At 66.8% G+C, this 22,124-nt stretch carries 19 protein-coding genes; 7 read left to right on the plus strand and 12 right to left on the minus strand.

Features of this window, described 5'->3' with window-relative positions:
* Positions 1-85: 85 nt before the first annotated feature.
* On the minus strand, positions 86-1,753 hold the full coding sequence (locus tag DIZ22_RS17805; protein ID WP_122928483.1) for a M28 family metallopeptidase: 1,668 nt from the start codon (positions 1,751-1,753) through the stop codon (positions 86-88).
* Between the two features lie 186 nt (positions 1,754-1,939).
* Here DIZ22_RS17805 and DIZ22_RS17810 point away from each other — a divergent pair, with 186 nt between their 5' ends.
* The 7 genes from DIZ22_RS17810 (at position 1,940) to DIZ22_RS17840 (ending at position 10,356) form a co-directional block, all read left to right on the plus strand.
* Positions 1,940-4,825, plus strand: coding sequence for a pitrilysin family protein (locus DIZ22_RS17810; RefSeq protein ID WP_048936826.1), 2,886 nt, complete (start codon positions 1,940-1,942; stop codon positions 4,823-4,825).
* A gap of 23 nt (positions 4,826-4,848) precedes the next feature.
* On the plus strand, positions 4,849-5,151 hold the full coding sequence (locus DIZ22_RS17815) for a hypothetical protein (protein WP_004209325.1): 303 nt from the start codon (positions 4,849-4,851) through the stop codon (positions 5,149-5,151).
* A 104-nt stretch (positions 5,152-5,255) separates the two neighbouring features.
* Positions 5,256-5,705 carry a MarR family transcriptional regulator gene (locus tag DIZ22_RS17820; protein WP_004209326.1) on the plus strand — a complete coding sequence of 150 codons (450 nt, stop codon included), beginning with the start codon at positions 5,256-5,258 and terminating at the stop codon, positions 5,703-5,705.
* Positions 5,702-7,810: an FUSC family protein gene (locus tag DIZ22_RS17825; RefSeq protein WP_048936824.1), complete on the plus strand. Its 2,109-nt coding sequence runs from the start codon at positions 5,702-5,704 to the stop codon at positions 7,808-7,810. Before DIZ22_RS17820 ends, DIZ22_RS17825 begins: the two co-directional genes overlap by 4 nt.
* Positions 7,807-8,022 (plus strand): DUF1656 domain-containing protein, encoded by a 216-nt coding sequence (locus DIZ22_RS17830; protein ID WP_004209328.1) that lies wholly within the window; start codon positions 7,807-7,809, stop codon positions 8,020-8,022. The genes DIZ22_RS17825 and DIZ22_RS17830 overlap by 4 nt, the downstream gene beginning before the upstream one ends.
* The gene (locus DIZ22_RS17835) at positions 8,019-8,921 is read left to right on the plus strand and encodes an efflux RND transporter periplasmic adaptor subunit (RefSeq protein ID WP_010337503.1); all 903 of its coding nucleotides are present in this window, start codon (positions 8,019-8,021) and stop codon (positions 8,919-8,921) included. Before DIZ22_RS17830 ends, DIZ22_RS17835 begins: the two co-directional genes overlap by 4 nt.
* Positions 8,914-10,356: an efflux transporter outer membrane subunit gene (locus DIZ22_RS17840; RefSeq protein WP_122928484.1), complete on the plus strand. Its 1,443-nt coding sequence runs from the start codon at positions 8,914-8,916 to the stop codon at positions 10,354-10,356. Before DIZ22_RS17835 ends, DIZ22_RS17840 begins: the two co-directional genes overlap by 8 nt.
* Here DIZ22_RS17840 and DIZ22_RS17845 read toward each other — a convergent pair.
* From DIZ22_RS17845 to DIZ22_RS17895, 11 genes are all read right to left on the minus strand, one after another.
* Positions 10,312-11,253, minus strand: a complete 942-nt coding sequence (locus DIZ22_RS17845) for a glycoside hydrolase family 43 protein (RefSeq protein WP_122928485.1) — start codon at positions 11,251-11,253, stop codon at positions 10,312-10,314. The two genes, DIZ22_RS17840 and DIZ22_RS17845, sit on opposite strands and share 45 nt — an antisense overlap.
* Positions 11,253-12,464 carry a glycosyl hydrolase 53 family protein gene (locus DIZ22_RS17850; protein ID WP_048936821.1) on the minus strand — a complete coding sequence of 404 codons (1,212 nt, stop codon included), beginning with the start codon at positions 12,462-12,464 and terminating at the stop codon, positions 11,253-11,255. Before DIZ22_RS17850 ends, DIZ22_RS17845 begins: the two co-directional genes overlap by 1 nt.
* Entirely contained in the window at positions 12,461-14,857 is a 2,397-nt protein-coding gene (locus tag DIZ22_RS17855) for a beta-galactosidase (protein WP_048936820.1), read from the minus strand. The genes DIZ22_RS17850 and DIZ22_RS17855 overlap by 4 nt, the downstream gene beginning before the upstream one ends.
* A 90-nt stretch (positions 14,858-14,947) precedes the next feature.
* The gene (kduD, locus tag DIZ22_RS17860; RefSeq protein WP_048936819.1) at positions 14,948-15,703 is read right to left on the minus strand and encodes a 2-dehydro-3-deoxy-D-gluconate 5-dehydrogenase KduD; all 756 of its coding nucleotides are present in this window, start codon (positions 15,701-15,703) and stop codon (positions 14,948-14,950) included.
* Between the two features lie 87 nt (positions 15,704-15,790).
* A complete protein-coding gene (gene kduI, locus DIZ22_RS17865) occupies positions 15,791-16,630 on the minus strand; it encodes a 5-dehydro-4-deoxy-D-glucuronate isomerase (RefSeq protein ID WP_017500956.1) in 840 nt (279 codons plus the stop codon).
* Positions 16,631-16,709: 79 nt separating this feature from the next.
* Positions 16,710-17,348, minus strand: a complete 639-nt coding sequence (locus DIZ22_RS17870) for an LUD domain-containing protein (RefSeq protein ID WP_122928486.1) — start codon at positions 17,346-17,348, stop codon at positions 16,710-16,712.
* Positions 17,345-18,760 (minus strand): lactate utilization protein B, encoded by a 1,416-nt coding sequence (locus tag DIZ22_RS17875; protein ID WP_048936817.1) that lies wholly within the window; start codon positions 18,758-18,760, stop codon positions 17,345-17,347. The genes DIZ22_RS17870 and DIZ22_RS17875 overlap by 4 nt, the downstream gene beginning before the upstream one ends.
* Complete coding sequence (locus tag DIZ22_RS17880; RefSeq protein ID WP_048936816.1) at positions 18,757-19,515, minus strand: (Fe-S)-binding protein; 759 nt, start codon at positions 19,513-19,515, stop codon at positions 18,757-18,759. The genes DIZ22_RS17875 and DIZ22_RS17880 overlap by 4 nt, the downstream gene beginning before the upstream one ends.
* Complete coding sequence (locus tag DIZ22_RS17885; protein ID WP_048936815.1) at positions 19,512-20,483, minus strand: alpha/beta hydrolase; 972 nt, start codon at positions 20,481-20,483, stop codon at positions 19,512-19,514. Before DIZ22_RS17885 ends, DIZ22_RS17880 begins: the two co-directional genes overlap by 4 nt.
* Entirely contained in the window at positions 20,480-21,286 is an 807-nt protein-coding gene (locus DIZ22_RS17890) for a rhamnogalacturonan acetylesterase (RefSeq protein ID WP_048936814.1), read from the minus strand. Before DIZ22_RS17890 ends, DIZ22_RS17885 begins: the two co-directional genes overlap by 4 nt.
* A gap of 65 nt (positions 21,287-21,351) precedes the next feature.
* Positions 21,352-22,116 (minus strand): SDR family NAD(P)-dependent oxidoreductase, encoded by a 765-nt coding sequence (locus DIZ22_RS17895; protein ID WP_004209342.1) that lies wholly within the window; start codon positions 22,114-22,116, stop codon positions 21,352-21,354.
* Between the last annotated feature and the right edge of the window lie 8 nt (positions 22,117-22,124).

Below are 22,124 nucleotides of genomic sequence, written 5' to 3' on the forward strand. Positions count from 1 at the left end.
TTCAAGGCATTGCTGGCGATGTAATGTTGCAAAAATGACACACAAGGGGCGCGGGCAAAAAATCCACGCCCCTTGCCTATTTTACTTACTGCTTGGGCGCCTTGGCCGCGTCCGGTGCGAACAGGTCGCCGAAGAAGTCCGCCTTGTACCATTGCGGCGGGGTGTCGCTATCGGTCATAACCCGTGCAATGCGATAATTGGCCTCGGCAAAGCGGGCGCCCGCATCCCAGTCGATCTTCTGCGTCATGTCATCACCGGGATGATGATAGGCGCCGCTCAGAAATTCGCCCCAGGCCTTCTCGCCACCATTGGCATAGCCGGTCGCCAGGAAGACCGCGGGCACGCCCTGCTTCACGAACATATAATGGTCCGACCGCACGAAAATGGTTTCCTGCGGCATCGGGTCGGCGGCCAGCTTGATCCCCATCGGCGCAACCGCCTTGGCGACGATCGGCCCCAGCGTCGAATGGTCGGCGCCGAACGCGATCACATCGGTGAAGGGATAGAGCAGCAGCGGCATGTCCAGGTCGACATTGCCGACGATCTGCTTGCCCGGAACGGTGGGGTGGCGGGCATAATAGTCCGCGCCCAGCAGGCCCTTCTCCTCGCCGGTGGAGGCCAGGAAGACGATCGAGCGGCGCGGCTTGTTGGGCGACTGGGCCATGGCGCGCGCGACTTCCAGCATGGTCGCGATGCCGGCGCCATTGTCCAGCGCGCCATTGTTGATGCGGTCGGTGTCGGGCTTGTCGCCGGGCTTTTCCGGACTGATGCCGATATGGTCGAGATGCGCCGACAGGACGACATATTCGTCTTTCAGCTTGGGGTCACTGCCGGGCAGGATGGCGACGACATTGGGGCTGGTCACCCGCTCGCTGACGCTTTCGACCTGGATCTGGGCAGTCGACTTGAGCGCAAAGCCCTTGGGCTTGCCGCCGGCCTTGTCGGCTTGCTTGCGGATCGCGGCGATGCTGGTCGGTGCGCCGGCGAACACCGCCTGCGCCGCGGCATCGTCCAGGCTGACGCCGACCCGGATGCCGGGGGCGGCGTCGAACGGCACGCCCTCGGGCGAGACCCAGGTGAAGTCGGGCTCATCGGCGAACTGGACCATGCGGTTCCAGGGGCGGGCCTTCATCGACTGGAGGGTGCCGATGGACAGCATGCCGATCGCGCCATGCGCCTCGGCGATCTTGCCCTTGGTGGCGGACAGGTGCGCGCCTTCCTCGCTCGGCAGCCCCTTGGGATAGCCGCGCAGGGTGACGACGATCTTCCCCTTCACGTCCAGCCCGGCATAGTCGTTGAGGCCGAGCCGCGCATTTTCCAGGCCATAGCCCACGAACACCAAAGGTGCCGACACGTCCAGCTTGGGTTCGGCCGCGTTCATGCCGATCAGCACGTCGCCGGCATGGGTGAAGCTTTTGCTGCCGGCCGGACCGGTGACGGTCAGCGTGCCCGGCGTCTTGGCGCGCTCGGTCTTCTGGAAACCGATGCGCTGCAGCCAGCTTCCATTGTCGCCGGCGGGCTTTAGGCCCAGCCCGTCAAACTGGCTGGCGACATAACGGGCGGCGATCTCATGCCCCTCGCTGCCGGTGTCGCGCCCCTTAAGCAGATCGTCGGCCAGAAATTCGACATGGGCGCGCACCGCCGCGGCCGAGAAGGTCGGCGCATCGGACGCGGCCGGCGTCGCTGTTTGAGCGGGCAGGGTGGCGGGCAGCACAAGGGCGGCGGTGGCGGCCAGCAGGGCCAGGCGTTTCATGGGATCGGGGACTTTCCGTCTCTATGGATGATGGCGTGCAGACTTGCCGCTGCGCCCCGTCGCTGTCCAGCCTCCGCTTGTCGATATCATGCGTATTGCGCCGCTATCACGCCCCGCTATGCTGCGCGCCATCGCGGCGGGGTCCGTCCCGGCCGCATCGACTGCCCTCCTGTCCTAGAGGTCTTCATGATCCTTACCCGCATGTCCCGCCGGCTTCCCCTGATGCTCGGCCTGTCCGCGCTTGCGTTCGCGCCGCTTGGCTCCGCCGCGCGGGCCGCCCCGGCCACCGCCGCCGCTGCGCCCGCGCCGCTCTCCAGCCTCGTTTCGGCGGTGGACATCCCCTATCAGGAATTTCGCCTGCCCAACGGTCTGCGGGTCATCGTCCATACCGATCGCAAGGCGCCGATCGTCGCCGTGTCGGTCTGGTACCATGTCGGTTCGCGCTTCGAGCCCGCCGGCAAGACCGGCTTTGCCCATCTGTTCGAACATCTGATGTTCTATGGCTCGGAAAATGCCGACGGTCCCTTCTTCGGCCGTCTGGAGGATATCGGCGCCACCGACTGGAACGGCACGACCTGGTTCGACCGCACCAATTATTTCGAGACGGTGCCGACCGGCGCGCTCGATCGCGCACTGTTTCTGGAATCCGACCGCATGGGCCATCTGCTCGGCGCCGTGACCCAGACCAAGCTCGATGCCCAGCGCGGCGTCGTCCAGAATGAAAAGCGTATGGGCGAGAATGAGCCCTATGGCCTGGTCGAATATGCCCAGCTTGCCGGCATGCTGCCCGAAGGCCATCCCTATCGCCACTCGACCATCGGCTCGATGGCGGATCTGAACGCGGCCAGCCTGGCCGACGTCCAGAGCTGGTTCAAGACTCACTATGGCCCCAACAACGCCACGCTGGTGCTGGCCGGCGACATCGACGTGCCGACCGCCAAGGCCAAGGTTGAAAAATGGTTCGGCAACATCGCCTCCGGCCCGGCCCCGCAGGATGTCGACGCAACCGTGCCGACGCTCGACAAGGATGTGGAAAAGGTGATGCACGACAATGTCGCTGCCACCCGCCTTTACCGCAACTGGATCGTCCCCGGCGTCAATTCGCCCGACCTGCAGCAGCTTGACCTCGCCCTCTCGGTGTTCGGTGGCCTCGGCTCCTCGCGCCTCGACAATATCCTGGTCCGCGACGAGAAGGTCGCGGTCGCGGTCAAGGCCAGCATCCAGCCGTTCGAGAAGCTGTCGATGGTCGAAATCACCGTCGACGTGAAGCCGGGCCAGGATCCGGTCGCCGTGGGCAAGCGGCTCGACGCGCTGCTCGCCGACTATCTCGCCAAGGGCCCCAGCGCGGACGAGGTGCTGCGCGCCGCGACCCAGCAGCTCTCCGGCACGATCGGTGGTCTCGAAAAGGTCGGCGGCTTCTCCGGCAAGGCGGTGACCCTGGCCGAAGGCGCGGTCTATTCCAATGATCCCGGCAAATATAAGAAGGATCTCGCCATCTATGCCGCCGCGACGCCCGCCAGCGTCTCGGCCGCCGCGCGCCAATGGCTGGGCCGCCCGGTCTTCCGCCTGACCGTGTCGCCGGGCGAACGCTCGGCCGAGGATAATGCGCTCGCCGGCAATGCGCCGACGGGCAGCGCCACCATGCATCCCGCCCATTTCCGCGATCCCAATGGCCCCGCGCCAAAGGCCGGCACGCCGCCGCCGCCGACCAAGGTGGCCGAGCCGCCGATCGAGCCGGTCAAGGATCTGGTCTTCCCGCCGGTCGAGCGCGCGAAGCTCTCCAACGGCATGTCCGTCGTCTTCTCGCGTCGCGCCACAGTGCCGGTGGTGAAGGTCTCGGTCGCCTTCGACGCGGGCAATGCCGCCGACAACCGGCAGAAGCTCGGCACCGCCGCGCTCACCACCGCCCTGCTCGACGAAGGCACCACCAGCCGCAACTCGGTGCAGATTTCCGAGGAGCAGGAACGTCTGGGCGCCGGCATCAGCGCGGCCAACAGCATGGATGCCACCAATGTCGGCCTCTATGCGCTCAAGCCCAATCTCGACGCCTCGCTCGGCCTGCTCGCCGACATCATCCGCAACCCCGCCTTCGATCCCAAGGAAGTGGAACGGCTGCGCAGCCAGATGCTGACCCGCATCGCCGCGGAAAAGACCCAGCCCATGGCCATCGCCCAGCGCATGCTGCCGCCGATGCTCTATGGCCAGGCCCATCCCTATGGCATTCCCTTCACCGGTTCGGGCACCGAAAGCGGGGTGAAAGCGGTGACGCGCGCCGATCTGGTCGCCTTCCATGACACATGGATGCGCCCGGACAATGCGACCATCTTCGCGACTGGCGACACGACGCTGGCCGAACTGCTGCCGCTGCTCGAAAAGCGCTTCGGCGACTGGAAGGCGCCGGCCCTTGCCAAGGGCGCCAAGCTGTTCCGCATGGACCGCATGATGCGCCCGTCGCGCATCGTCCTCATCGACAAGCCGCAAAGCCCGCAGTCGATGATCCTCGCCGGCCAGCTCACCAACAAGTCGGGCACCGACAATCCGGTCACCCTCATCACCGCGAACGAGGTGCTGGGCGGCAGCACCACCTCGCGCCTGACCATGGACCTGCGTGAGGCCAAGGGCTGGGCCTATGGCGCGGGCACCGGCATGCCCGGCGTCAAGGAAACCATTCCGCTGCTGGTCTATGCCCCGGTCCAGACCGACAAGACCGGCGAATCGATCATCGCCGCGCGCCAGGACATCAAGGATTTCCTGACCAGCAAGGGCACGACCCAGGCGGAGCGCGACCAGACGATCAATGGCCAGATCCTGTCGCTGCCCGGCAGCTTCGAAACCTCGTCCGACCTGCTCTCGGCGATGATGCGCAACAATCTGCTCGGCCGGCCCGACGACTATTACGCCACCCTGCCGGCGACCTATCGCGCCATCACCGCGGCGCAGATGGATCAGGCCGCGCGCGAGGCGATCAATCCCGATCGGCTGATCTGGGTCGTGGTCGGCGATGCGAAATTGGTGAAGCCCCAGCTTGACGCGGTCGGCCTGCCGGTGGAAATGGGCACATTGGCTGATTGACGCTAACGTAAAGGAGAAGTGAGATGGCTGCAGTGGATGGTGCCTATGATTGCGTGGCTAAGACCCCGCTGGGCGAACAGACCGGCGTGTTCACCGTGATCAGCACGGGCGACCGCTTCAACGGCACCTTTGCCGGCATGATGGGCTCGCTCGACGTCAAGGATGGCGTGGTTGCCGGCAACAAGCTGACCTGGAAGATGGAAATGACCATCCCCATGCCGATGACGCTGGAATGCGAAGCCGAAATCACCGGCGAAAGCCTGACCGGCACGATGCAGCTCGGCGCCTTTGGTGCCGCGCCCTTCACCGGCACGCGTCGCGCATAATCCCGATCGGCTGCGGCCCGGTTCATGCCGGGCCGCAACCGACATTACCAAAAATTCATGGCCGACCCGTTGCACTGTAAAATTAGTTAGCTATCTAAGCGTTCGTGAATCGGACCGAACTTCAGCGCGCGCTGGCGCATAATATGCCGCAGATCGCGCGCCTCTGGCGCCAGCTTGCCGATTCCACCCTGGCCGAATTCGGCGTCTCCAATTCCGCCGGCTGGTGCCTTCTCTATCTCGACCGGCTGGGCGCCGACGTGCGCCAGATCGAACTGGCCGATGTGCTGGGCATCACCCAGCCTTCGCTGGTCCGCACCCTCGACCATCTACAGGCCGCCGCCCTGATCGAGCGCACCCCCAATCCGGAGGATCGCCGGTCCAACTGCCTGTCGCTCACCACCTCCGGCCGCGACCTGGTCGGTCGCATCGAAACGCGGCTCAGCAACATGCGCAATGACCTGCTCGATGGTGTGCCAGAGGCGGATATCGAGACGGCGGTCAATCTGTTAGAACTGCTGCGACGCCGTATCGGGGAGCGCCGGGGCCAGTCATGAAAAAGGCCGCTTTGTCAGCCTGGAGCGAGCGCCTCGGCGTTCCCGCCGCGCTATTCTCGCTCAAATGTTTCCTGGCGGCGATGCTGGCCCTTTATGTGGCGCTCAGCATTGGGCTGGAACGCCCCTATTGGGCCTTCCTTACCTCCTATATCGTCGCCCAGCCGCTCGCCGGCGCGGTGATTTCCAAGGCGATCTTCCGCGCCATCGGCACCATCGTCGGCGCCGCCTTCTCGGTTGCGATCGTCCCGCCCTTGGTCAATTCGCCCGAACTTCTGACCCTTGCCATGGCCGCCTGGCTGGCGCTTTGCGTCTTCGTCTCGCTGCTCGATCGCACGCCGCGCTCCTACATGTTCGTGCTGGCCGGCTACAGCGCCTGCCTGATCGTCTTCCCCGACGTCGACTCGCCCCAGACCATCTTCACCGTTGCAACCCTGCGCGTGCAGGAAATCTGGATCGGCATCGCCTGCGGCAGCATCGTCCATGGCGTCGTCCTGCCCGGCTCGATCACCGGCAACCTCTTCGCCCGTGTCGAAGCCATGCTGCGCGATGCCGAACGCTGGTCGCGCGATGCGATCGCGACCGATCCGGTGCCCGGCCTTGATGCCGAACGTCGCCGCCTGGCGCAGGATGTCACCGAACTGCACCAGATGTCGATCCATCTGCCCTTCGACATCAGCCGCCTCGCGCCGCGCGTCCGCACCGTGCGCGCGATGCAGGACCAGCTCTCGCTGCTGCTGCCGCTCGGCGCCGCGGTCGAGGATCGGCTGGCCATGCTGAAACAGGCCAATGGCGGCATCGTCCCGGCCCAGGTCGAACAGCTGATCGCCGATGCGCGCGACTGGCTCGATCATCCCGGCACCGACAGCGCGACCCGCGCCGCCGGCGCCCAGGCGCTGATCGACCGCTGCGCCGCGCTGGAACCGACAGCCGACAGCCATATGGATTGGGCCGGCATGATGCGGCTCAGCCTCTATTCGCGGCTCGGCACGCTGATCGCCGTCCATCGCGACTGCCGCGACCTGTTCGACCAGATGCTGACCCACAGCCGCAGCCCGGTGACGCCGCGCGTCGCCGAACTGCTGGAGGGGCGCCGCAACCGCGAACTGCATCGCGATTATGCCGGGGCCGCGCGCGGCGCCTTCGCCGCTTTCATGACGGTGACGATCGGCTGTGCCTTGTGGATCGGCAGCGGCTGGCATGATGGCGGCAGCGCGGTGATGCTGGCCGGCGTCTTCCTTGCGCTCTTCTCGGCGTCGGACAATCCGCTCGCCCCGCTCAAGGGCTTCATGATCGGCACGATCATCGCCACCTTCCTCGGCGCCCTCTATGGCTATGCCATCATGCCCCGGCTCGACGGCTTCGCCATGCTCGCCCTGGCCTATGCGCCGCCGCTGCTGGTGTTGGGCGCGATGATGGCCTCGCCGCGCTGGATGGGCATTGCGCTGCCGACGCTGCTCGGCCTGGGCAGTCCGGTGCTGCTCTCCAGTGCCTATGTCAGCGCCTTCGCCTCCTATGTGAACGGCTCGGTGGCACAGCTTGTCGGCATCTGGTTCGCCATCATCATGGCCGGCCTGCTGCAATCGGCCGGGGTGGAGCGCGCCGTGCGCCGCACCGTGCGCGCCGGCTGGGCGGATATCGCCACTCGCGCCAACCTCATGACCCAGCCCGATGTGCGCGGCTGGATCAACCGCATGCTCGATCGCATCGCGCTGCTCGCCCCACGCCTCGCCGCCATCCGCACCGACAGCGGCAAGCCGCTCTATGACGCACTGCGCGACCTGCGCACCGGTGTCGCCATCGGCGAATTGCGTCAGCTCCGCGTCGATCTTCCCTTTGACGAAGGCGCTCCGCTCGGCCGGGTGCTGGGCGGCGTGGCCGACCATTATCGCCGGCTCGATCCCGATGCGCCGGCCGCGGCCGACCCCGCCCTGCTCGATGACATCGACAGCGCCATCGGCGACCTGGCCGCCAATCCCGCGCCTTCGGTCCGCCGCGATGCGATCCTGGCGCTGGTCAGCCTGCGCCGTAATCTCTTTGCCGACAGCGCCGGCTATCGCATGCCCCCCATGACCCCAAAGATCCCCCTGACCGGAGTTCCCACATGACCGGCGAATTGTCCATCGACGGGGTCTTCTTCCCCACGCTGCTGGCGCTGGCGCTGGCAGCGCTCATCCTCACCTATGGCCTCACCCGCCTGATCGCGGCGTTCGGCCTCTACCGCTTTCTTGCCTATCGGGCCCTCGTCGACCTCAGCCTGTTCGTGCTGACGCTCGGGGGCCTGTCCATTCTCGTTCCGATGCTGGGAATCCGCCTATGAACCGCCTGACCGGGACGCTGATCCGCAGCGCCGCCACCATCATCATCGTCATTCTCGCCGTCATCGTCGCGGTGTGGATGTGGAACCATTATGAGCGCAGCCCCTGGACCCGCGACGGCCGCGTGCGCGCCGACGTGGTGCGCGTGACCCCCGATATCGGCGGCCTCGTCACCTCGGTCGCGGTGCGCGACAACCAGCAGGTGAAGGCGGGCGACCTGCTCTTCGTCATCGACACGCCGCGCTATGCGCTGGCGCTGGAACAGGCGGAGGCGCAGATCGCCAGCGCCCAGGCCACGCTCGGCCAGGCCCGGCGAGAGGCGACCCGCGATCTGGCGCTGGGCGATCTTGTCGCCAAGGAAAGCCATGAACAGAATGTCGCCCGCGTCGCCACGGCGCAGGCCGCGCTGGCCGAGGCGCGGAGTGCGCGCGACGCCGCCGCCTTGAACCTCAAGCGCACCCAGGTCCGTGCCTCGGTCAACGGCGTCGTCACCAATCTCGATCTGCATCCCGGCGACTATCTTGGCGCCGGCACCCAGGCGATGGCGTTGATCGACAGCGACAGCCTGCGGGTGGAGGGCTATTTCGAGGAAACCAAGCTGCCTTTGGTCTGCATCGGCGCGCCGGTCACCGTCCGCCTGATGGGCGAGAAGCAGGATCTGCACGGCAAGGTCGAAAGCATCGCCTATGGCATCAATGACTCGACCCGCAGCGATTCCGGCAACCTTCTGCCCACGGTGGAGCCGACCTTCTCCTGGGTCCGCCTCGCCCAGCGCATCCCGGTCCGGGTGAAGCTCACCAATGTCCCGGCCAATATCACGCTGATCTCCGGCCGCACCGCCACGGTCACGGTCGAACCGGCGAAGAAGGATGCCAAGCCGGGAAGCTGCCGCCATGCGTAAGGGCCTTGCTGCATCCTTGATGGCACTGGCGCTCAGCGCCTGCGCCACCGCCGGGCCGGACTATCATCCGCCCGAGCATTCGGCCGCGACCGCGCCGGGCGCGCAGGGTAATTTCCAGTCGGCCCAGGGTGCGGACTTCAGCAATGCCGACCTGCCCGATCATTGGTGGAAACTCTATAACGACCCCCGGCTCGACGCGCTGATCGCCGAAGCGCTGACCGCCAATACCGACCTGCGCGTCGCCGATGCCAATCTCACCGCGGCGCAGGCAGTGCTGCGCGAGACCGAGGCGGGGCGCCAGATCAGCACCACGATCAGCGGCGGCGAAACGCTGGCGCGTCCCTCGGGCGTGACCCAGCATCTGCCCGGCTCGGTCAGCTATGATTTCGGCCTCAGTGCCTCCTATCCGCTCGACCTCAACGGCCGCATCCGCCGCGCGATCGAATCGAGCGGTGCCAATGTCGAGGCGGTGACCGCCGCGCGCGACTATGTCCGCGTCAGCGTCGCCGCCGCCACGGCCAAGGCCTATGCCCAGGTCTGCGCCGCCAATTATGCGCTCGGCGTCAATCGCCGGGTCGTCTCGCTCCAGCGCGATACGCTCAACGCCACCCAGCGCCTGTTCAAGGGTGGTCGCGGCACCGCCTTCGACGTCAGCCGCGCCCAGGCGGCGGTGGACCAGAGCGAGGCGACGCTGCCCGTTTATGAAGCGCAGCGCCAGAGCGGCCTCTATCTGCTCGCCACCCTGCTCGGCCGTCCGCCGGCCGATTACCCCAGGGATGTGGAAGGCTGCGCCACCCTGCCGTCGCTCGGTGCGCCGCTGCCGGTGGGTGATGGCACCGCACTGATCCGCCGCCGCCCGGATATCCGCCAGGCCGAACGCATGATCGCGTCCGATACCGCGACTTTGGGCGTTGCCATGGCCGATCTCTATCCGCAGGTCAGCATCGGTGGCTCGGTCGGCCTGTCCGGCCCGCTCAAGGATTTCGGCTCCGGCTCCGCCTTCGGCTTCAGCCTCGGCCCGCTCATCAGCTGGACCTTCCCCAACCGTCCGGTGGTCCGCGCTCGCATTGCCCAGGCCGATGCCCAGGTGCAGGCCGATCTCGCCAGCTTCGACGGCAGCGTGCTGGAAGCGCTGCGCCAGACCGAAACCGCGCTCGAAACCTATCGCCGCGATGCGGAAAAGGCCGCCGCGCTCGATCGCGCGCGCGACAGCGCCAATGTCTCGGCGGGGCAGGCGAACAAGCTGTTCCGCTTTGGCCGCAGCGATTTCCTCGACCTGCTCGACACCCAGCGCAGCCTCGCCAGCGCCGAATCCTCGGCCGCGGCCGCCCGCGTCCAGCTGGTGCAGGACCAGATCGCCATCTTCCTGGCGCTGGGCGGCGGCTGGACCTCAGACGATGTCGGCAACCAGAGCGCGGGGAACGCGCAGCAATGATCCGTGGCGCGCGCCGGCCGGCATGGTCAGGCGCGCGCTGACTTCGGTCCAGCTGACCATGTCGCGCGTCATCGCCGCGCCCCAGCGGCCCTCCTTGTAGACGTCATAATAGCAGAGCAGCGCATCGCCGACCTGCGCGCTCATCGGCCCTTCGACCCAGCCGGGCGAGAAGGGTGGCGACAGGGGGCCGAACGGCCCGGTCGGGCTGTCCGCCTTGGCCACCTGCAGCCATTTGTGCGGCGGCTGCACCGTCTCGTCCTTGACGATCAGGTATAGGCCGCCGCCCGGCGCCTGCGCGAACGTCCCGTCGATCACGCTGAAGCCGGGATCATAAAGCGGCGCGGGCGCGCTGAACGTCTCGAAATCGGCCGTGCTGACCGACCAGAGCCGATGATTATAGCCCGATTCCGACGTCCCCGCCGTTTCGGTGAAGCGCCCCTCCACCGTGCTAGACCAGAACAGGATATGCCGCCCGGTCGCCGGATCGCGCACCGCCTCGGGCGCCCAGCAATTGCGGGTGCCCGGCACGTCCTGCATGACCGGGATGGCGCGCTGCTCCGACCAGTGGACCAGATCGCGGCTGGTCGCATGGCCGATCGTCACCCCTTCCCAGGCGGTGGTCCACAGCAGATGATAGACGCCCTTGTCCGCGAACAGATAGGGGTCGCGCATCAGCTTCTTCTCGCCCACCTGCGGCACCAGCAGGCTGCGCCCGTCCGCCAGCGTGCGAAAGGCAAAGCCATCCTCGCTCACCGCCAGTTTGAGGCCGTCGGCCTCGCCCTTGCCGGTGGTGAAATAGGCAAAGACCAGCAGGTCATCGGCGCGCGCCGCCGACCGGGTAGCGCACCCCGCCAGCGCCAGCGCGCCCAGCCCCAATGTGAAGTCGCGCCGTCTCATCAGCGATAATCCTTGGCCATTTGCGGGTAGAGGTCGATCAGCTCATTGGCGACATAGTCGCCGCCATGGCCCATCGGCCCGGTCGGTTCGGGTTTCGGCACGGCCGGCTGCTGCGATGCCAGCCCGCCCGGCGCCTCCGCCCCGTTCAGCCCCTGGCTGATCAGGTCGGGCTTGGCGCCTTCGCCGGCATTATGCCCATCCTGGTCGAAAATCGCCTCCTGGTGCCGGATCGGCTCCCAGATAAACGTGCCCCAGCCATGCTTGCCGGGCAGGGCATGGACCAGATCGTTGATATAGCGCTTGCGGCTCGAATATTCGGCGACCAGCAGCCCCTTGTCGGGATAGCGCTTCACATATTCGCTGAAGGTCGTGGCCCAGTCACCCTGCGCCCGCTGCTGGTAGCAGGAAAAGCCGACCACATCGAAATCCACCTGCCGTGCGATCAGCGCATCGCTCCATTCGCGCACGATCGGCCAGTGCCGGCCCAGATGATTATGCACCTGGATCGCCACCCCCGGTTCGGCCCGGCGCGCACCGGCAATCCCGGCGCGCAGCAATGCGGCAAAGCCGTCGAATCCGCCAACCTCGCCGACTTTGGCATGATTGGCGTCGGTCACCGGATTGCCGGTCGACGTCGACAGCTTCACCCGGCCATAAGGCCACAACATGCCGAAGGTCGTTTCATTGCCAATCACCGCCATGTCGACCGGCGCGCCGCCCGCGCGCATCGCCACCAGCGTGTCATGGGTATGCGCCTCGACCGCCTTGGCCAGCGCCGGCAGGTCATAACCGGCCCAGGCCGCCGGCACCGCCTGATGCTCCGGATCGGCCCAGGTGTCGCTATAATGGAAACTCAGCACCAGCCCCATGCCGGCATCGCGCACCCGCTTGCCCAGCTTCACCGTCTGGGCCAGGCCGGCCCAGCCCTTGTCCGGCTCCCGCCTGGAATAGCCCTTGGCCGGATCGACGAAGATGCGCAGCCGGATCGCATTGAACCCGGCATCGCGCAGGATCAGGATCGGGTCTTTCTGCACACCGTTCGCGAAATAGCGCGCACCGGCCGCTTCATCTTCGGGCACCCAGCTCACATCGGCGCCGATCAGATAGGGGCCGGGCCGCGCGCCATTCTTGCTTACCTTGGCCAGCGCCGGCCGGGCCAGCAGGGGCAGGGTGGCAAGACCGAATGTGCCGCGCCGCGTAAACCGGGTCATGCCTTCACCTCCATGCGATATTCCGGGACGATGCGCAGCACCTCCAGCGTTGCCACCTGTTCCCCCGCCGGCAGCTTCGCCCGCGCTGCATCATCCAGATAGATGGGTGCATCGGCGCGCAGCGGCATCACCGTCAGCGTCCAGGGCCGGCCCAGCCGCGCGGCAAAGCGCTTCAGGCCGATCCGCCAGACCCGCCCGTCCCAATAGGCATCGTCCAGCATGTCGGGGCCATCGAACAGCCGGCCGATATCGCCGCGCCAGTCAATCTCCAGAAAGGCGTCGCCGCCCTTCGCCAACACATCCTTCGGAATGGTGAAGCTAAAGGCCGCCGCCGCCTTGTGCGCCTCGGGCAAAGGCTGCATCGCCGCCTTGGCCGGCCCGCCAATCTCGATCGGCGGCGCCGTGCCGGCCTCGCGCGTCTGGGTGAAGGGCAGGGGCGCGATGGCTGTCGCTTTCGCCGTCATCATCGCCGCCTTGCCGGGCAATATCTGCCAGGCGAAACGCGCCTCGCCACGCTGGCGCAGCTCCAGCCCGTCCGGCCCGAACAGCGCATCCGCCGCGCTCAGCACCACGCGCCGCTCGCCACCGATCTCGCCGACCCAGATGCGCTTTGCCGCGTCCCGCTCGATCAGCAGCAACCGCACCGATCGCCCCTCAGCGCCGGTCACCTGTACCGGGCGCGTCGCGGATGGCGGCACCTGCACGATCACCCGTCCACCTTCGCTGCGCGCCGGCGCATCGACCTTCGTCCCGGCCGGGAAGGCCAGCTCCACGGGGCCGGGCAGGCAGGCCGCCATCACATGGATCGGCCCGTCGCTGTCGGCGATGCGCGTCACCGGCTGCGCCGTCGCCCAGTCGAGCCGCACCCCGTCCAGATCCATGCCGATCGGCCAGAAGAAATTGTCGCCTGGCGCGATCGTCACCGGCCGGCTCGGTAGGCGAACCGGGCCGCCGGCCAAAGTCACATTGAACTGCGTGCCGGGATGCGCCGCCGTGCCATATTGGCGGACATGATTGTTGACGAACAGGAAGCCGGAGTCGCCCTTCGCCCGCACCGCCCAGCGCAGTGTCTTCAGGTCATCCTTGTCTGCCGGCAGCACGGCCGGCGCATGCACCGTCATCGGCGCCAGCGTCTCGCCATATTCGGCCAGGAAATAATGGAGCGGGCGCAGCGCCGCGCTCACCGGATTGACCTCGCCATATTGGCCGATCGGCGCCTGGAAATCATAGGCGATCGCCGGGCAGTCATTATAGCCGCCCGACCGCTGCGTTTCCTCCAGCATGCGCCCGTTCGCCATCGGGTTGGCGCCGCCATGGAACATATAATAGCCCAGCAGATTGACGCCCGATCCGACCTGCGTCGTCACCGCCGCCGCCACGTCGGCCGGCTGCAGCAACGGCCGCCGCCGATACATGACCGGCACGCCGCCGCCATATTCCGCGCCCAGGAAGGGCGTATCTGCCATGTCGCTGTCGGCATCGCCGCGCCGCCCGCCGCGCGTCTGCGCGCCCAGGTCGCCGCTCACCCGGCTGTCGAAGCGGAACAGGTAATTTTCCTTGGGCGGCAGCTTGACCGTCTTCGCCGACCAGGGTTCGTCGGGATAGCCGCCATGCACCGGCACCACCTCGCCCTTGGGATAGACGGTCTGGTCCCATCCGGTCACGGTATAGAGCGGCACGTCGAAGCCGATCCGCAGCGCCAGCGCCTTCAGCGCCGCGATATGCTCCCGGCCCTGGCCGGGGCCGCCCAGATTATATTCATTCTCGACCTGCATGCCGATGATCGGCCCGCCATCCTTCCACATCAGCCCCTTGAGCTGATCGTGCAGCCCGCGCCAGAAGCGCTCGACCTGCGCCATATAGGCCGGGTCGTTGCTGCGCGTGCGGGTGCTGCCGGCGATCCAGTCGGGAATGCCGCCAAAGCGCGCCTCCGCATGGCCCCAGGGGCCGGGCCGCAGGAAGAAGAGCAGACCATGTTTCTGGCAGAGCCGCACGAAACGCCCGATATCGCGGTCGCCGGTCCAGTCGATCCTGCCGGGCGCCAGTTCGACATGGTTCCAGAGAACATAGGAGGCGACGATGCCGACACCGACCGCCTTCATCTTCAGCAATTCCTCTTCCCAATATTCGCTCGGGAAGCGGGTGAAGTGAAACTCGCCCATCACCGGCAGCCAGGGCCGGTCGTCGCGGGTTAGATAGAGATTGGTGATGCCGATCCGGCCCTGCGGCCCGGCGCCGGTGCCCATATGGAGATGCCCGGATTTGAGCGGCAGGCCCGGCTTGCGCGCATCCAGGCTGTTGGCCGTCTGGGCCAGGGCGTCAGCGGGAAGGGCGAGGCCCAGGCCGGCAAGGCCCGTGGCAGTCAGCGCCGTGCGCCGGTCGATATCGGGCATCCGTCCTCCTGTGGTGAAACGGGAGGCTGAGCCCTCCTCTTTGGTCAAGGTTGTCCTGCGCCCACCCGCTGGCAGGCGCAGGACGGGATATCAGCGGGCCAGCCAGCCGCCATCGACGGCCAGGACATGGCCATGGATATAGTTTGCCGCCGGCGAGGCGAGGAACACGGCGGCGCCGCCGATATCGCTCGGGTCGCCCCAGCGGCCGGCCGGGATGCGTTCCTGGATCTGGCGGTTGCGGGTCTCGTCGGCCTGCAGCGCGGCGGTGTTGTTGGTCGCGATATAGCCCGGCGCGATCGCGTTGACGTTGACGCCCCTGGCCGCCCATTCGTTCGCCAGCAGCTTGGTGAGGCCGGCGACGCCGCTCTTGGACGCAGTATAGCTCGGCACCCGGATGCCGCCCTGGAACGACAGCAAGGAGGCGATGTTGACGATTTTGCCCGAGCCCTGTGCCAGCATGTGCCGCCCGGCCGCCTGGGCGAGGAAGAAGGTGGACTTCAAATTGGTGTCGATCACCGCGTCCCAGTCTTCCTCGGTGAAGTCGACGCTGTCGGCGCGGCGGATGATGCCGGCATTGTTGATGAGGATGTCGAGGCCGCCCAGTTTCTCGATCGTCTCGTCGACGACGCGCTGCACCGGCTCGATGCTCGACAGGTCGGCCGAGACGATCTCCGCCTTGCGGCCGAGCGCGCGAACTTTCTCGACGGTCTCTTCCGCCGGGGTGCGGCCGACCGCCGCGATGTCGGCGCCGGCCGCCGCGAGCGACAGCGCGATCGCCTGGCCAATGCCGGTATTGGCGCCGGTGACGATGGCGACCTTGCCGGTCAGATCGAAGATAGTGCTCATATAAGCTCCAAATCCCCCTCCCTTCAGGGAGGGGTTAGGGGAGGGCATGTGAGGGGAGAGGGCGTGACAGCCTCTCCCCCTTCTGGCTTAGGCCAGCTGGCAGATATCCAGCACGTTCATGTCGGTATAGTCCTGGTTCTCGCCGGCCATCGCCCAGATGAAGGCATAGGCCTTGGTGCCCGATCCCATATGGATCGACCAGGGCGGCGAGATCACCGCTTCCTCATTGGCCATGACGATGTGACGCATCGCGTCGCCCTCGCCCATATAGTGGAAGACGCGGTCGGCATCGCCATCCAGCTCGAAATAGAAATAAATCTCGCTGCGGCGCTCATGGATGTGCGGGGGCATGGTGTTCCACACCGAACCGGGCTTGAGCACGGTGAGGCCCATGACCAGCTGCGCGCTGTCGCAGATGCCGGGGATGACGAGCTGGAAGATGGTGCGCTCGTTGGATTCTTCCAGGCTGCCGCGCTCCAGCGCATTGGCGTCGGCGATGCCGAGCTTGCGGGTGGTGAACGCCTTGTGCGCCGGGCAGGAGGCGAGATAGAAACGCGCGCCAGCGCCGGCGAATTCCACATCCTTGGCGCCCATCGTCACATAGAGGCAATCCTTGTTGCCGAGCGTGAAGACTTCGCCGTCGACGGTCACGGTGCCTTCGACGCCCGAGACATTGACGATCGCCAGTTCGCGCCGTTCCAGGAAGGGATGGCCCGCCGCCGAAGCCGGCTCGGTCTGCGCCGGCAGCTTCACCGGTGCATCGGCCACCGCCACGCCGCCGATCACGAAGCGCTCGGCATGGGTATAGTTCAGCACGCATTCGCCGTCACGGAACAGCCCGCCGATCAGATAGCGATCCCGCAGCTCCTCGTTCGACACGCACTCCATCATGTCGGGGTGGGTCGCATAATAGGTCTTGTCGAACATCGGAAATCTCCATCTAAACTTTGCGGAAGCTTATAACGGCGCAGGCGGCGAATGTAAGCCTGTTTTCCCGGAATGTGGACTATTGTTCCGACATATGAGGAAAGTCGCCGCGTAACAGGATGACGTGCAGGAAACGAGGGCCATGGGCGCCGCGCACATAGGTACCCTCGATATCGGTCGTACCCGACACGCCGGTGACCCAATAATGGGCGCGCGGCTGCGGCCCGGCCAGCGGCGCTTCCTCCAGCCAGGGGGCGATGTCCGCCACGCGCAGCAGCACCAGATGGTGCAGGGTCAGGAAATTGGGCAGCATCGGCGCCTGCGGGCTGGTCTCGAAGACCAGCGACCCGGTCTCGGCAATCCCCTTGCGCGCGATCGCCAGCGCCGCCGCTTCGTCGGGCGCGGCGCCCTGATGCAGGGCAAAGCCGCTCCAGTCGCAGCCCGACAGGCGCGGGTCGGGCGGCAGGCACAGCGCGCGCGCCTCGCCCTGCGCGTCCAGATAGCGCGCGACCGCAGCGGGCAGATCCGATATCGTTTCGATAACGTCATGACTGACGCTGACGCTGGGCAGCGCCAGCCGCGCCAGAAATTCCGCCTCGACATGGGCGACATCGACCGCCGGCCGTTCCGGCGTGCCGAGCAGCGCCGCAGCCTCCGCCGCTATGTCAATGTCGCTGTCATCTTTCAGCCGACTGAGGATGGCTTCGCGCGCATTCATCGGCCGTTTTCCTTGCGATATTGCTCCATGAAGGTCTGCGCCGCCGGCTTGGGCATGTCGCGATAGCGGGTCCAGCCGCCCGCCAGAGGCAACTTGCTGATCCAGCCCTTGCTGCCCAGTAGCCGCATCGCCCGCACCGCCATGCTGGTGCCGATCCGATAGAGCCGTGGCCGGGTCGCGACCCAGGCCCATAGGCCCAGCCCCGCGCGCAAGGATTGCGGCTCCAGCCCCTCGCGCCAGCTCTTCTCCCGCCAGCCGCGCAGCAGCGTCGGCAGCGGGATGCGCACCGGACACACTTCCTGGCACTTGCCGTTCATGGTGCAGGCATTGGGCAGATCGCGGCTCTGCTTCAGCCCGTCCAGCACCGGGGTCAGCACCGCGCCCATCGGCCCCGGATAGGTGCCGCCATAGGCATGGCCGCCAATCTGCCGGAACACCACGCAATGGTTCATGCAGGCGCCACAGCGGATGCAGCGCAGCATCTCGGCCAGCCCTTCCTCGCGCATCTGGGTGCGGCCATTGTCGACCAGCACGATATGCATCTCTTCCGGCCCGTCCCGGTCGCCGGGGCGCTTGGGGCCGGTGTAGAAGGTCGTGTACTGGGTCAACGCCGCGCCGGTCGCCGACCGCGCCAGCATCCGCAGCATATGCACGGCATGGGGCATGCTGGGCACGATCTTCTCGATCCCGGCGGTCACGATATGGACGCGCGGCGGGACGAGCGACAGCTCGGCATTACCCTCATTGGTGACAGTGCAGATCGCGCCGGTGTCGGCGATCAGGAAATTGGCGCCGGAAATGCCGACATCCGCGCCCAGCATCTGCGTGCGCAGCTCGCGCCGCGCGCTTTCCGCCATAGCGGCGATCGTCTCTTCCTCATGCGGCGTGCGATGCTTCGCCTTGAACAGGGCGGACACCTGCTCGCGGGTCTTGTGCATCGCCGGCCAGATGATGTGTGAGGGCCGCTCGTCGGCCAGCTGGATGATATGTTCGGCAAGGTCGGTCTCGACCCGGCCGATGCCCGCTTCGGCCAGCGCATGGGGCAGGCCGATCTCCTCGCCCAGCATCGACTTGGAGCGGGCGACGCTCTTGGCCTTCGCCGCCTTGCACAGGGCGATGACGATGTCGCAGGCCTCGTCGGCGGTGCGCGCCCAATGGACCTTCGCCCCGGCGGCGATGGCGTTCGCCTCGAACTGCTCCAGATAATGGCCCAGATGGGCGACGACATGGTCCTTGATCGCCGCCGCACGGGTGCGCGCTGCCTGGAAATCGGGAAAGGCGTCGACCGCGACCGCGCGCTTGGCCTCGGCCGTGCCTGCCGTCCGCTCGACCGCGACCTTCAGGATGCGGTCGGCCAGCGCCGCGTCGGCGCGGTCCTTGAAACTGGTCGCTTCGGCCGGTGCGCCGCTCATGCCTCTTCCCCGATCGCCGGGCCATCGCCCATGCCGGCGATCAGTTCGATCGCGTGGAACGCCCGCACCTTGCTGCCCTGGCGGTTGAGCTTGCCCGCCATGTTCATCAGGCAGCCGAGGTCGCCGGCCAGCAGCAGGTCGGCGCCGGTCGCCTCGATCGCGTCCGCCTTCTCGCCGACGATCGCGTTGGAAATCGCGGGATATTTGACGCAGAAGGTGCCGCCGAAACCGCAACAGGTCTCCTCGCCCGCCAGCGGCGTCAGCTCCAGCCCGGCGATCGGCTTCAGCAACCGGCGCGGCTGCGCCTTGACGCCCAGCTCGCGCAGCCCCGAGCAACTGTCATGATAGGTCGCCTTGGCCTCCATCTGCACGCCCTCGGGCTTCCACCCGCATTGCTCGTCCAGATAGGCCATGATCTCCCATGTCTTGGCCGCCACCGCCTGCGCACGCGGCAGCCATGCGGGATCATGCTCGAACAGTTCTGGATAATGGCAACGGATCGTGCCGCCGCACGACCCCGACGGCACCACCACCGCTTCATAGGGTTCCAGCGCGACGATCGTCTGTTTCGCCAGCGCGATCGCATGATCGGTGTCGCCGCTGTTGAGCGCCGGCTGGCCGCAACAGGTCTGGCCCTCGGGCACGATCACGTCGCAGCCCGCCGCCTCCAGCGCGCGGATCGCGGCAAAGCCGATGCGCGGGCGCATCATGTCGACCAGGCAGGTGACGAACAGGGCAACCTTATGCTGGGTCACACGCCATGCCTCTTGGCAAAGGCCAGGAACAGATCGGGCCAGGGCGCGGCTGATTTGGCCTGGGCCGTGATGCCGAAGCCATGGCCGCCATTTTCGAACAAATGGCATTCGGTCGGGATCTTCTGCGCCCGCAGCGCCGCCAGCATGGCGATGCTGTTGTCGACCGGCACCGCCGGATCGTCGATCGCATGGGCCAGGAACACCGGCGGCGTCTGCGCGCTCACATCCTGGTCCAGCGAATAGGCACGCATCCGTTCGGGCGAAGGATTCTCGCCCAGCAATTGCGTGCGCGACCCCTTGTGGACGAACGGCCCCTCCATCTGGATCACCGGATACATATAGGCGGCGACGGCGGCCTTGATCGGCTCGCGATCGGCGGCATCGACCGGCTTGTAGCTTTCCACCGGCGTCCGGCTGGTCAGCCAGGCGGCCAGATGCCCGCCGGCCGAAAAGCCGATCACGCCGACCCGATTGGCGTCGAACTTCTCCTTGCCCGCCAGGCTGCGCACCAGCCGCAGCGCGCGCTGCGCATCCTGCAGCGGCGCTTCGGCCCCGGCGGCCCAGCCATCGGCGGGCAGGCGATAGAGCAGCACGAAGCAGACATAGCCCGCCTCGGCAAAGCGGCGCGCGATCGAATAGCCCTCATGGCCGATCGCCACCCGGCTGTATCCGCCGCCGGGGATCAGCATGATCGCCGCGCCATTGGGCTTTGCCGGCCGCAACAGGGTCAGGGTCGGGGTGACGATATGGGCGAACACGCCATCGTCCGGCCCGCTGTCGGGCCGGCGCAGCGTCTCCACTTCCTTCACCGTCACATGCTCGCTGCCCGGCGCCTTGCCCGGCCAGATCGGAAAGCGGACAAACCCCTGGGGCAGCGGAAAGCTCTGCGCCAGCGCGTCGCCCATCGGCGCAAGCGCGGCAGCAACGGCAGCACCGGTCAACAGGCCGCGACGGTCAAGCATGGTCATTGGCATTCGGTCCTTCCCAGCGGCGTGGTCCGCTTGAGCGCCGGCCGGCTCGTCAGCACTTTGGCCGAAATCGGCAGGTTCAGCGCCTTGAGGCCGCCGGCGACCAGATCGGCGACATTGCGCGCGCCCAGTTCGCTGAAATGGGTATCGTCGTCGATCCCCTTGGGGAAGCCGGGCATCTTGTCCTCCGCCTTGTAGTGGAGGAAATAGGCTTTCGCCTTGTCCGGCCCGGCCCGGTCGACCCAGGCGCGCGACAGCGCTTCCAGATCGATGATCGGCACATGGGCGCTCGCCGCCAGTTCGCGCATCACGGCGGAATATTCGGCGAAGTCGGCCTTGGCCTTGCCATCGGCGCCAAAGCTGCGCCGCGTCACCGGCGTCACCAGCACCGGCGTGCCGCCCGCGCCGCGCACGTCCCAGATGAAGCGCAGCAGATTGTTGCGATAGTCGGTCTGCGCCGGCGCCCAGCGCTGCGGCTTGGCGCGATAGGCGTCATTATGGCCGAACTGGATCAGCACCGTGTCGCCGGGCATCAGCTCGCTCATCAATTTCGTCCAGCGCCCTTCCTCGATGAAGGTGCGGGTCGACCGCCCGCCCATCGCATGGTTGGACACCCGCACCTCGGGCGCCAGGCCGCAGCCCAGCATCATGCCCCAGCCGGTCTGGGGATAATTGCCCTTCTTGTAATTGGCCGCGGTCGAATCGCTGGCGATCAGGATCGTGTCGCCCGGCTGCGTCGCCAGCGCCGGCAGGGGCGTGGCCAGCAGGGCGAGGGCGGCGGCGGCTTTGGTGACGATCCTCATCGGCGATGTCCTGTTTCCTGAATACCGTCATCCCCGCTTTCGCGGGAATGACGGCGCTCAATATCTTATTGCAGGTTCACATACATGCCGCCGTCGACCAGCAGCGCTGCGCCGGTGACATAGGCGGCCATGTCCGACGCCAGGAAGACGATCGGCCCGGCCAGGTCTTCGGGTGCGCCCAGGCGGCCTAGCGGCGTGCGCTTTTCCATATATTCGCGCTTCTCGACATCGGCCAGGTCATCCTTGTTGATCTCGGTCAGGATGGTGCCGGGCAGCACGCTGTTGCAGCGGATGCCATATTTGCCCAGTGCAATCGCCGTCGACTGCATCAGCGAATGCACGCCGGCCTTGGTCGGGGTGTAGTGCGTCTGAAATTCGCCGCCGACCAGCGCGGAGATGGAGGAGACGGCGACGATCGATCCGCCATGGCCCTGCTTGACCATCTGCTGCGCGGCTGCCTGCACCATGAAATAGGCGCCATGCAGATTGACCTTGAAGGTCCGCTCCACCACGTCGACCGGCATGTCGAGGAAGCCGTGGAACGGGCAGATGCCGGCATTGCTGACCATCACGTCGACCTTGCCGAACGCCTCGACCGCCTTGGCGACGAAGTCCTGCGCGGTCTGCGGATCGGCGACATCGCCCTTCACCGCGATCGCGCGCTGGCCCAGCGCCTCGATCTCGGCGACGCAGCTGGCGGCCGGGCCATCGCTATGGGCATAGTTGATGACGACGTCGGCGCCATGCTGGGCGGCGCCGATGGCGGCCGCCCGGCCGATGCCGGTCGATGCGCCGGTGACGAGGACGGTCTTGCCTTCAAGCAGCTTCATGCGAGCAT

The organism is Sphingobium sp. LF-16, assembly GCF_003711185.1.
Classification (GTDB): domain Bacteria; phylum Pseudomonadota; class Alphaproteobacteria; order Sphingomonadales; family Sphingomonadaceae; genus Sphingobium; species Sphingobium yanoikuyae_A.

Coding starts and splice junctions, on each gene's coding strand:
- DIZ22_RS17875 (WP_048936817.1), bottom strand. CDS start 18,760: ATGAGCGGCGCACCGGCCGAAGCGACCAGTTTCAAGGACCGCGCCGAC.
- DIZ22_RS17835 (WP_010337503.1), top strand. CDS start 8,019: ATGAACCGCCTGACCGGGACGCTGATCCGCAGCGCCGCCACCATCATC.
- DIZ22_RS17850 (WP_048936821.1), bottom strand. CDS start 12,464: ATGACCCGGTTTACGCGGCGCGGCACATTCGGTCTTGCCACCCTGCCC.
- DIZ22_RS17845 (WP_122928485.1), bottom strand. CDS start 11,253: ATGAGACGGCGCGACTTCACATTGGGGCTGGGCGCGCTGGCGCTGGCG.
- DIZ22_RS17810 (WP_048936826.1), top strand. CDS start 1,940: ATGATCCTTACCCGCATGTCCCGCCGGCTTCCCCTGATGCTCGGCCTG.
- DIZ22_RS17840 (WP_122928484.1), top strand. CDS start 8,914: ATGCGTAAGGGCCTTGCTGCATCCTTGATGGCACTGGCGCTCAGCGCC.
- DIZ22_RS17855 (WP_048936820.1), bottom strand. CDS start 14,857: ATGCCCGATATCGACCGGCGCACGGCGCTGACTGCCACGGGCCTTGCC.
- DIZ22_RS17890 (WP_048936814.1), bottom strand. CDS start 21,286: ATGAGGATCGTCACCAAAGCCGCCGCCGCCCTCGCCCTGCTGGCCACG.
- kduD (WP_048936819.1), bottom strand. CDS start 15,703: ATGAGCACTATCTTCGATCTGACCGGCAAGGTCGCCATCGTCACCGGC.
- DIZ22_RS17830 (WP_004209328.1), top strand. CDS start 7,807: ATGACCGGCGAATTGTCCATCGACGGGGTCTTCTTCCCCACGCTGCTG.
- DIZ22_RS17895 (WP_004209342.1), bottom strand. CDS start 22,116: ATGAAGCTGCTTGAAGGCAAGACCGTCCTCGTCACCGGCGCATCGACC.
- DIZ22_RS17825 (WP_048936824.1), top strand. CDS start 5,702: ATGAAAAAGGCCGCTTTGTCAGCCTGGAGCGAGCGCCTCGGCGTTCCC.
- DIZ22_RS17815 (WP_004209325.1), top strand. CDS start 4,849: ATGGCTGCAGTGGATGGTGCCTATGATTGCGTGGCTAAGACCCCGCTG.
- DIZ22_RS17870 (WP_122928486.1), bottom strand. CDS start 17,348: ATGAATGCGCGCGAAGCCATCCTCAGTCGGCTGAAAGATGACAGCGAC.
- DIZ22_RS17885 (WP_048936815.1), bottom strand. CDS start 20,483: ATGACCATGCTTGACCGTCGCGGCCTGTTGACCGGTGCTGCCGTTGCT.
- kduI (WP_017500956.1), bottom strand. CDS start 16,630: ATGTTCGACAAGACCTATTATGCGACCCACCCCGACATGATGGAGTGC.
- DIZ22_RS17805 (WP_122928483.1), bottom strand. CDS start 1,753: ATGAAACGCCTGGCCCTGCTGGCCGCCACCGCCGCCCTTGTGCTGCCC.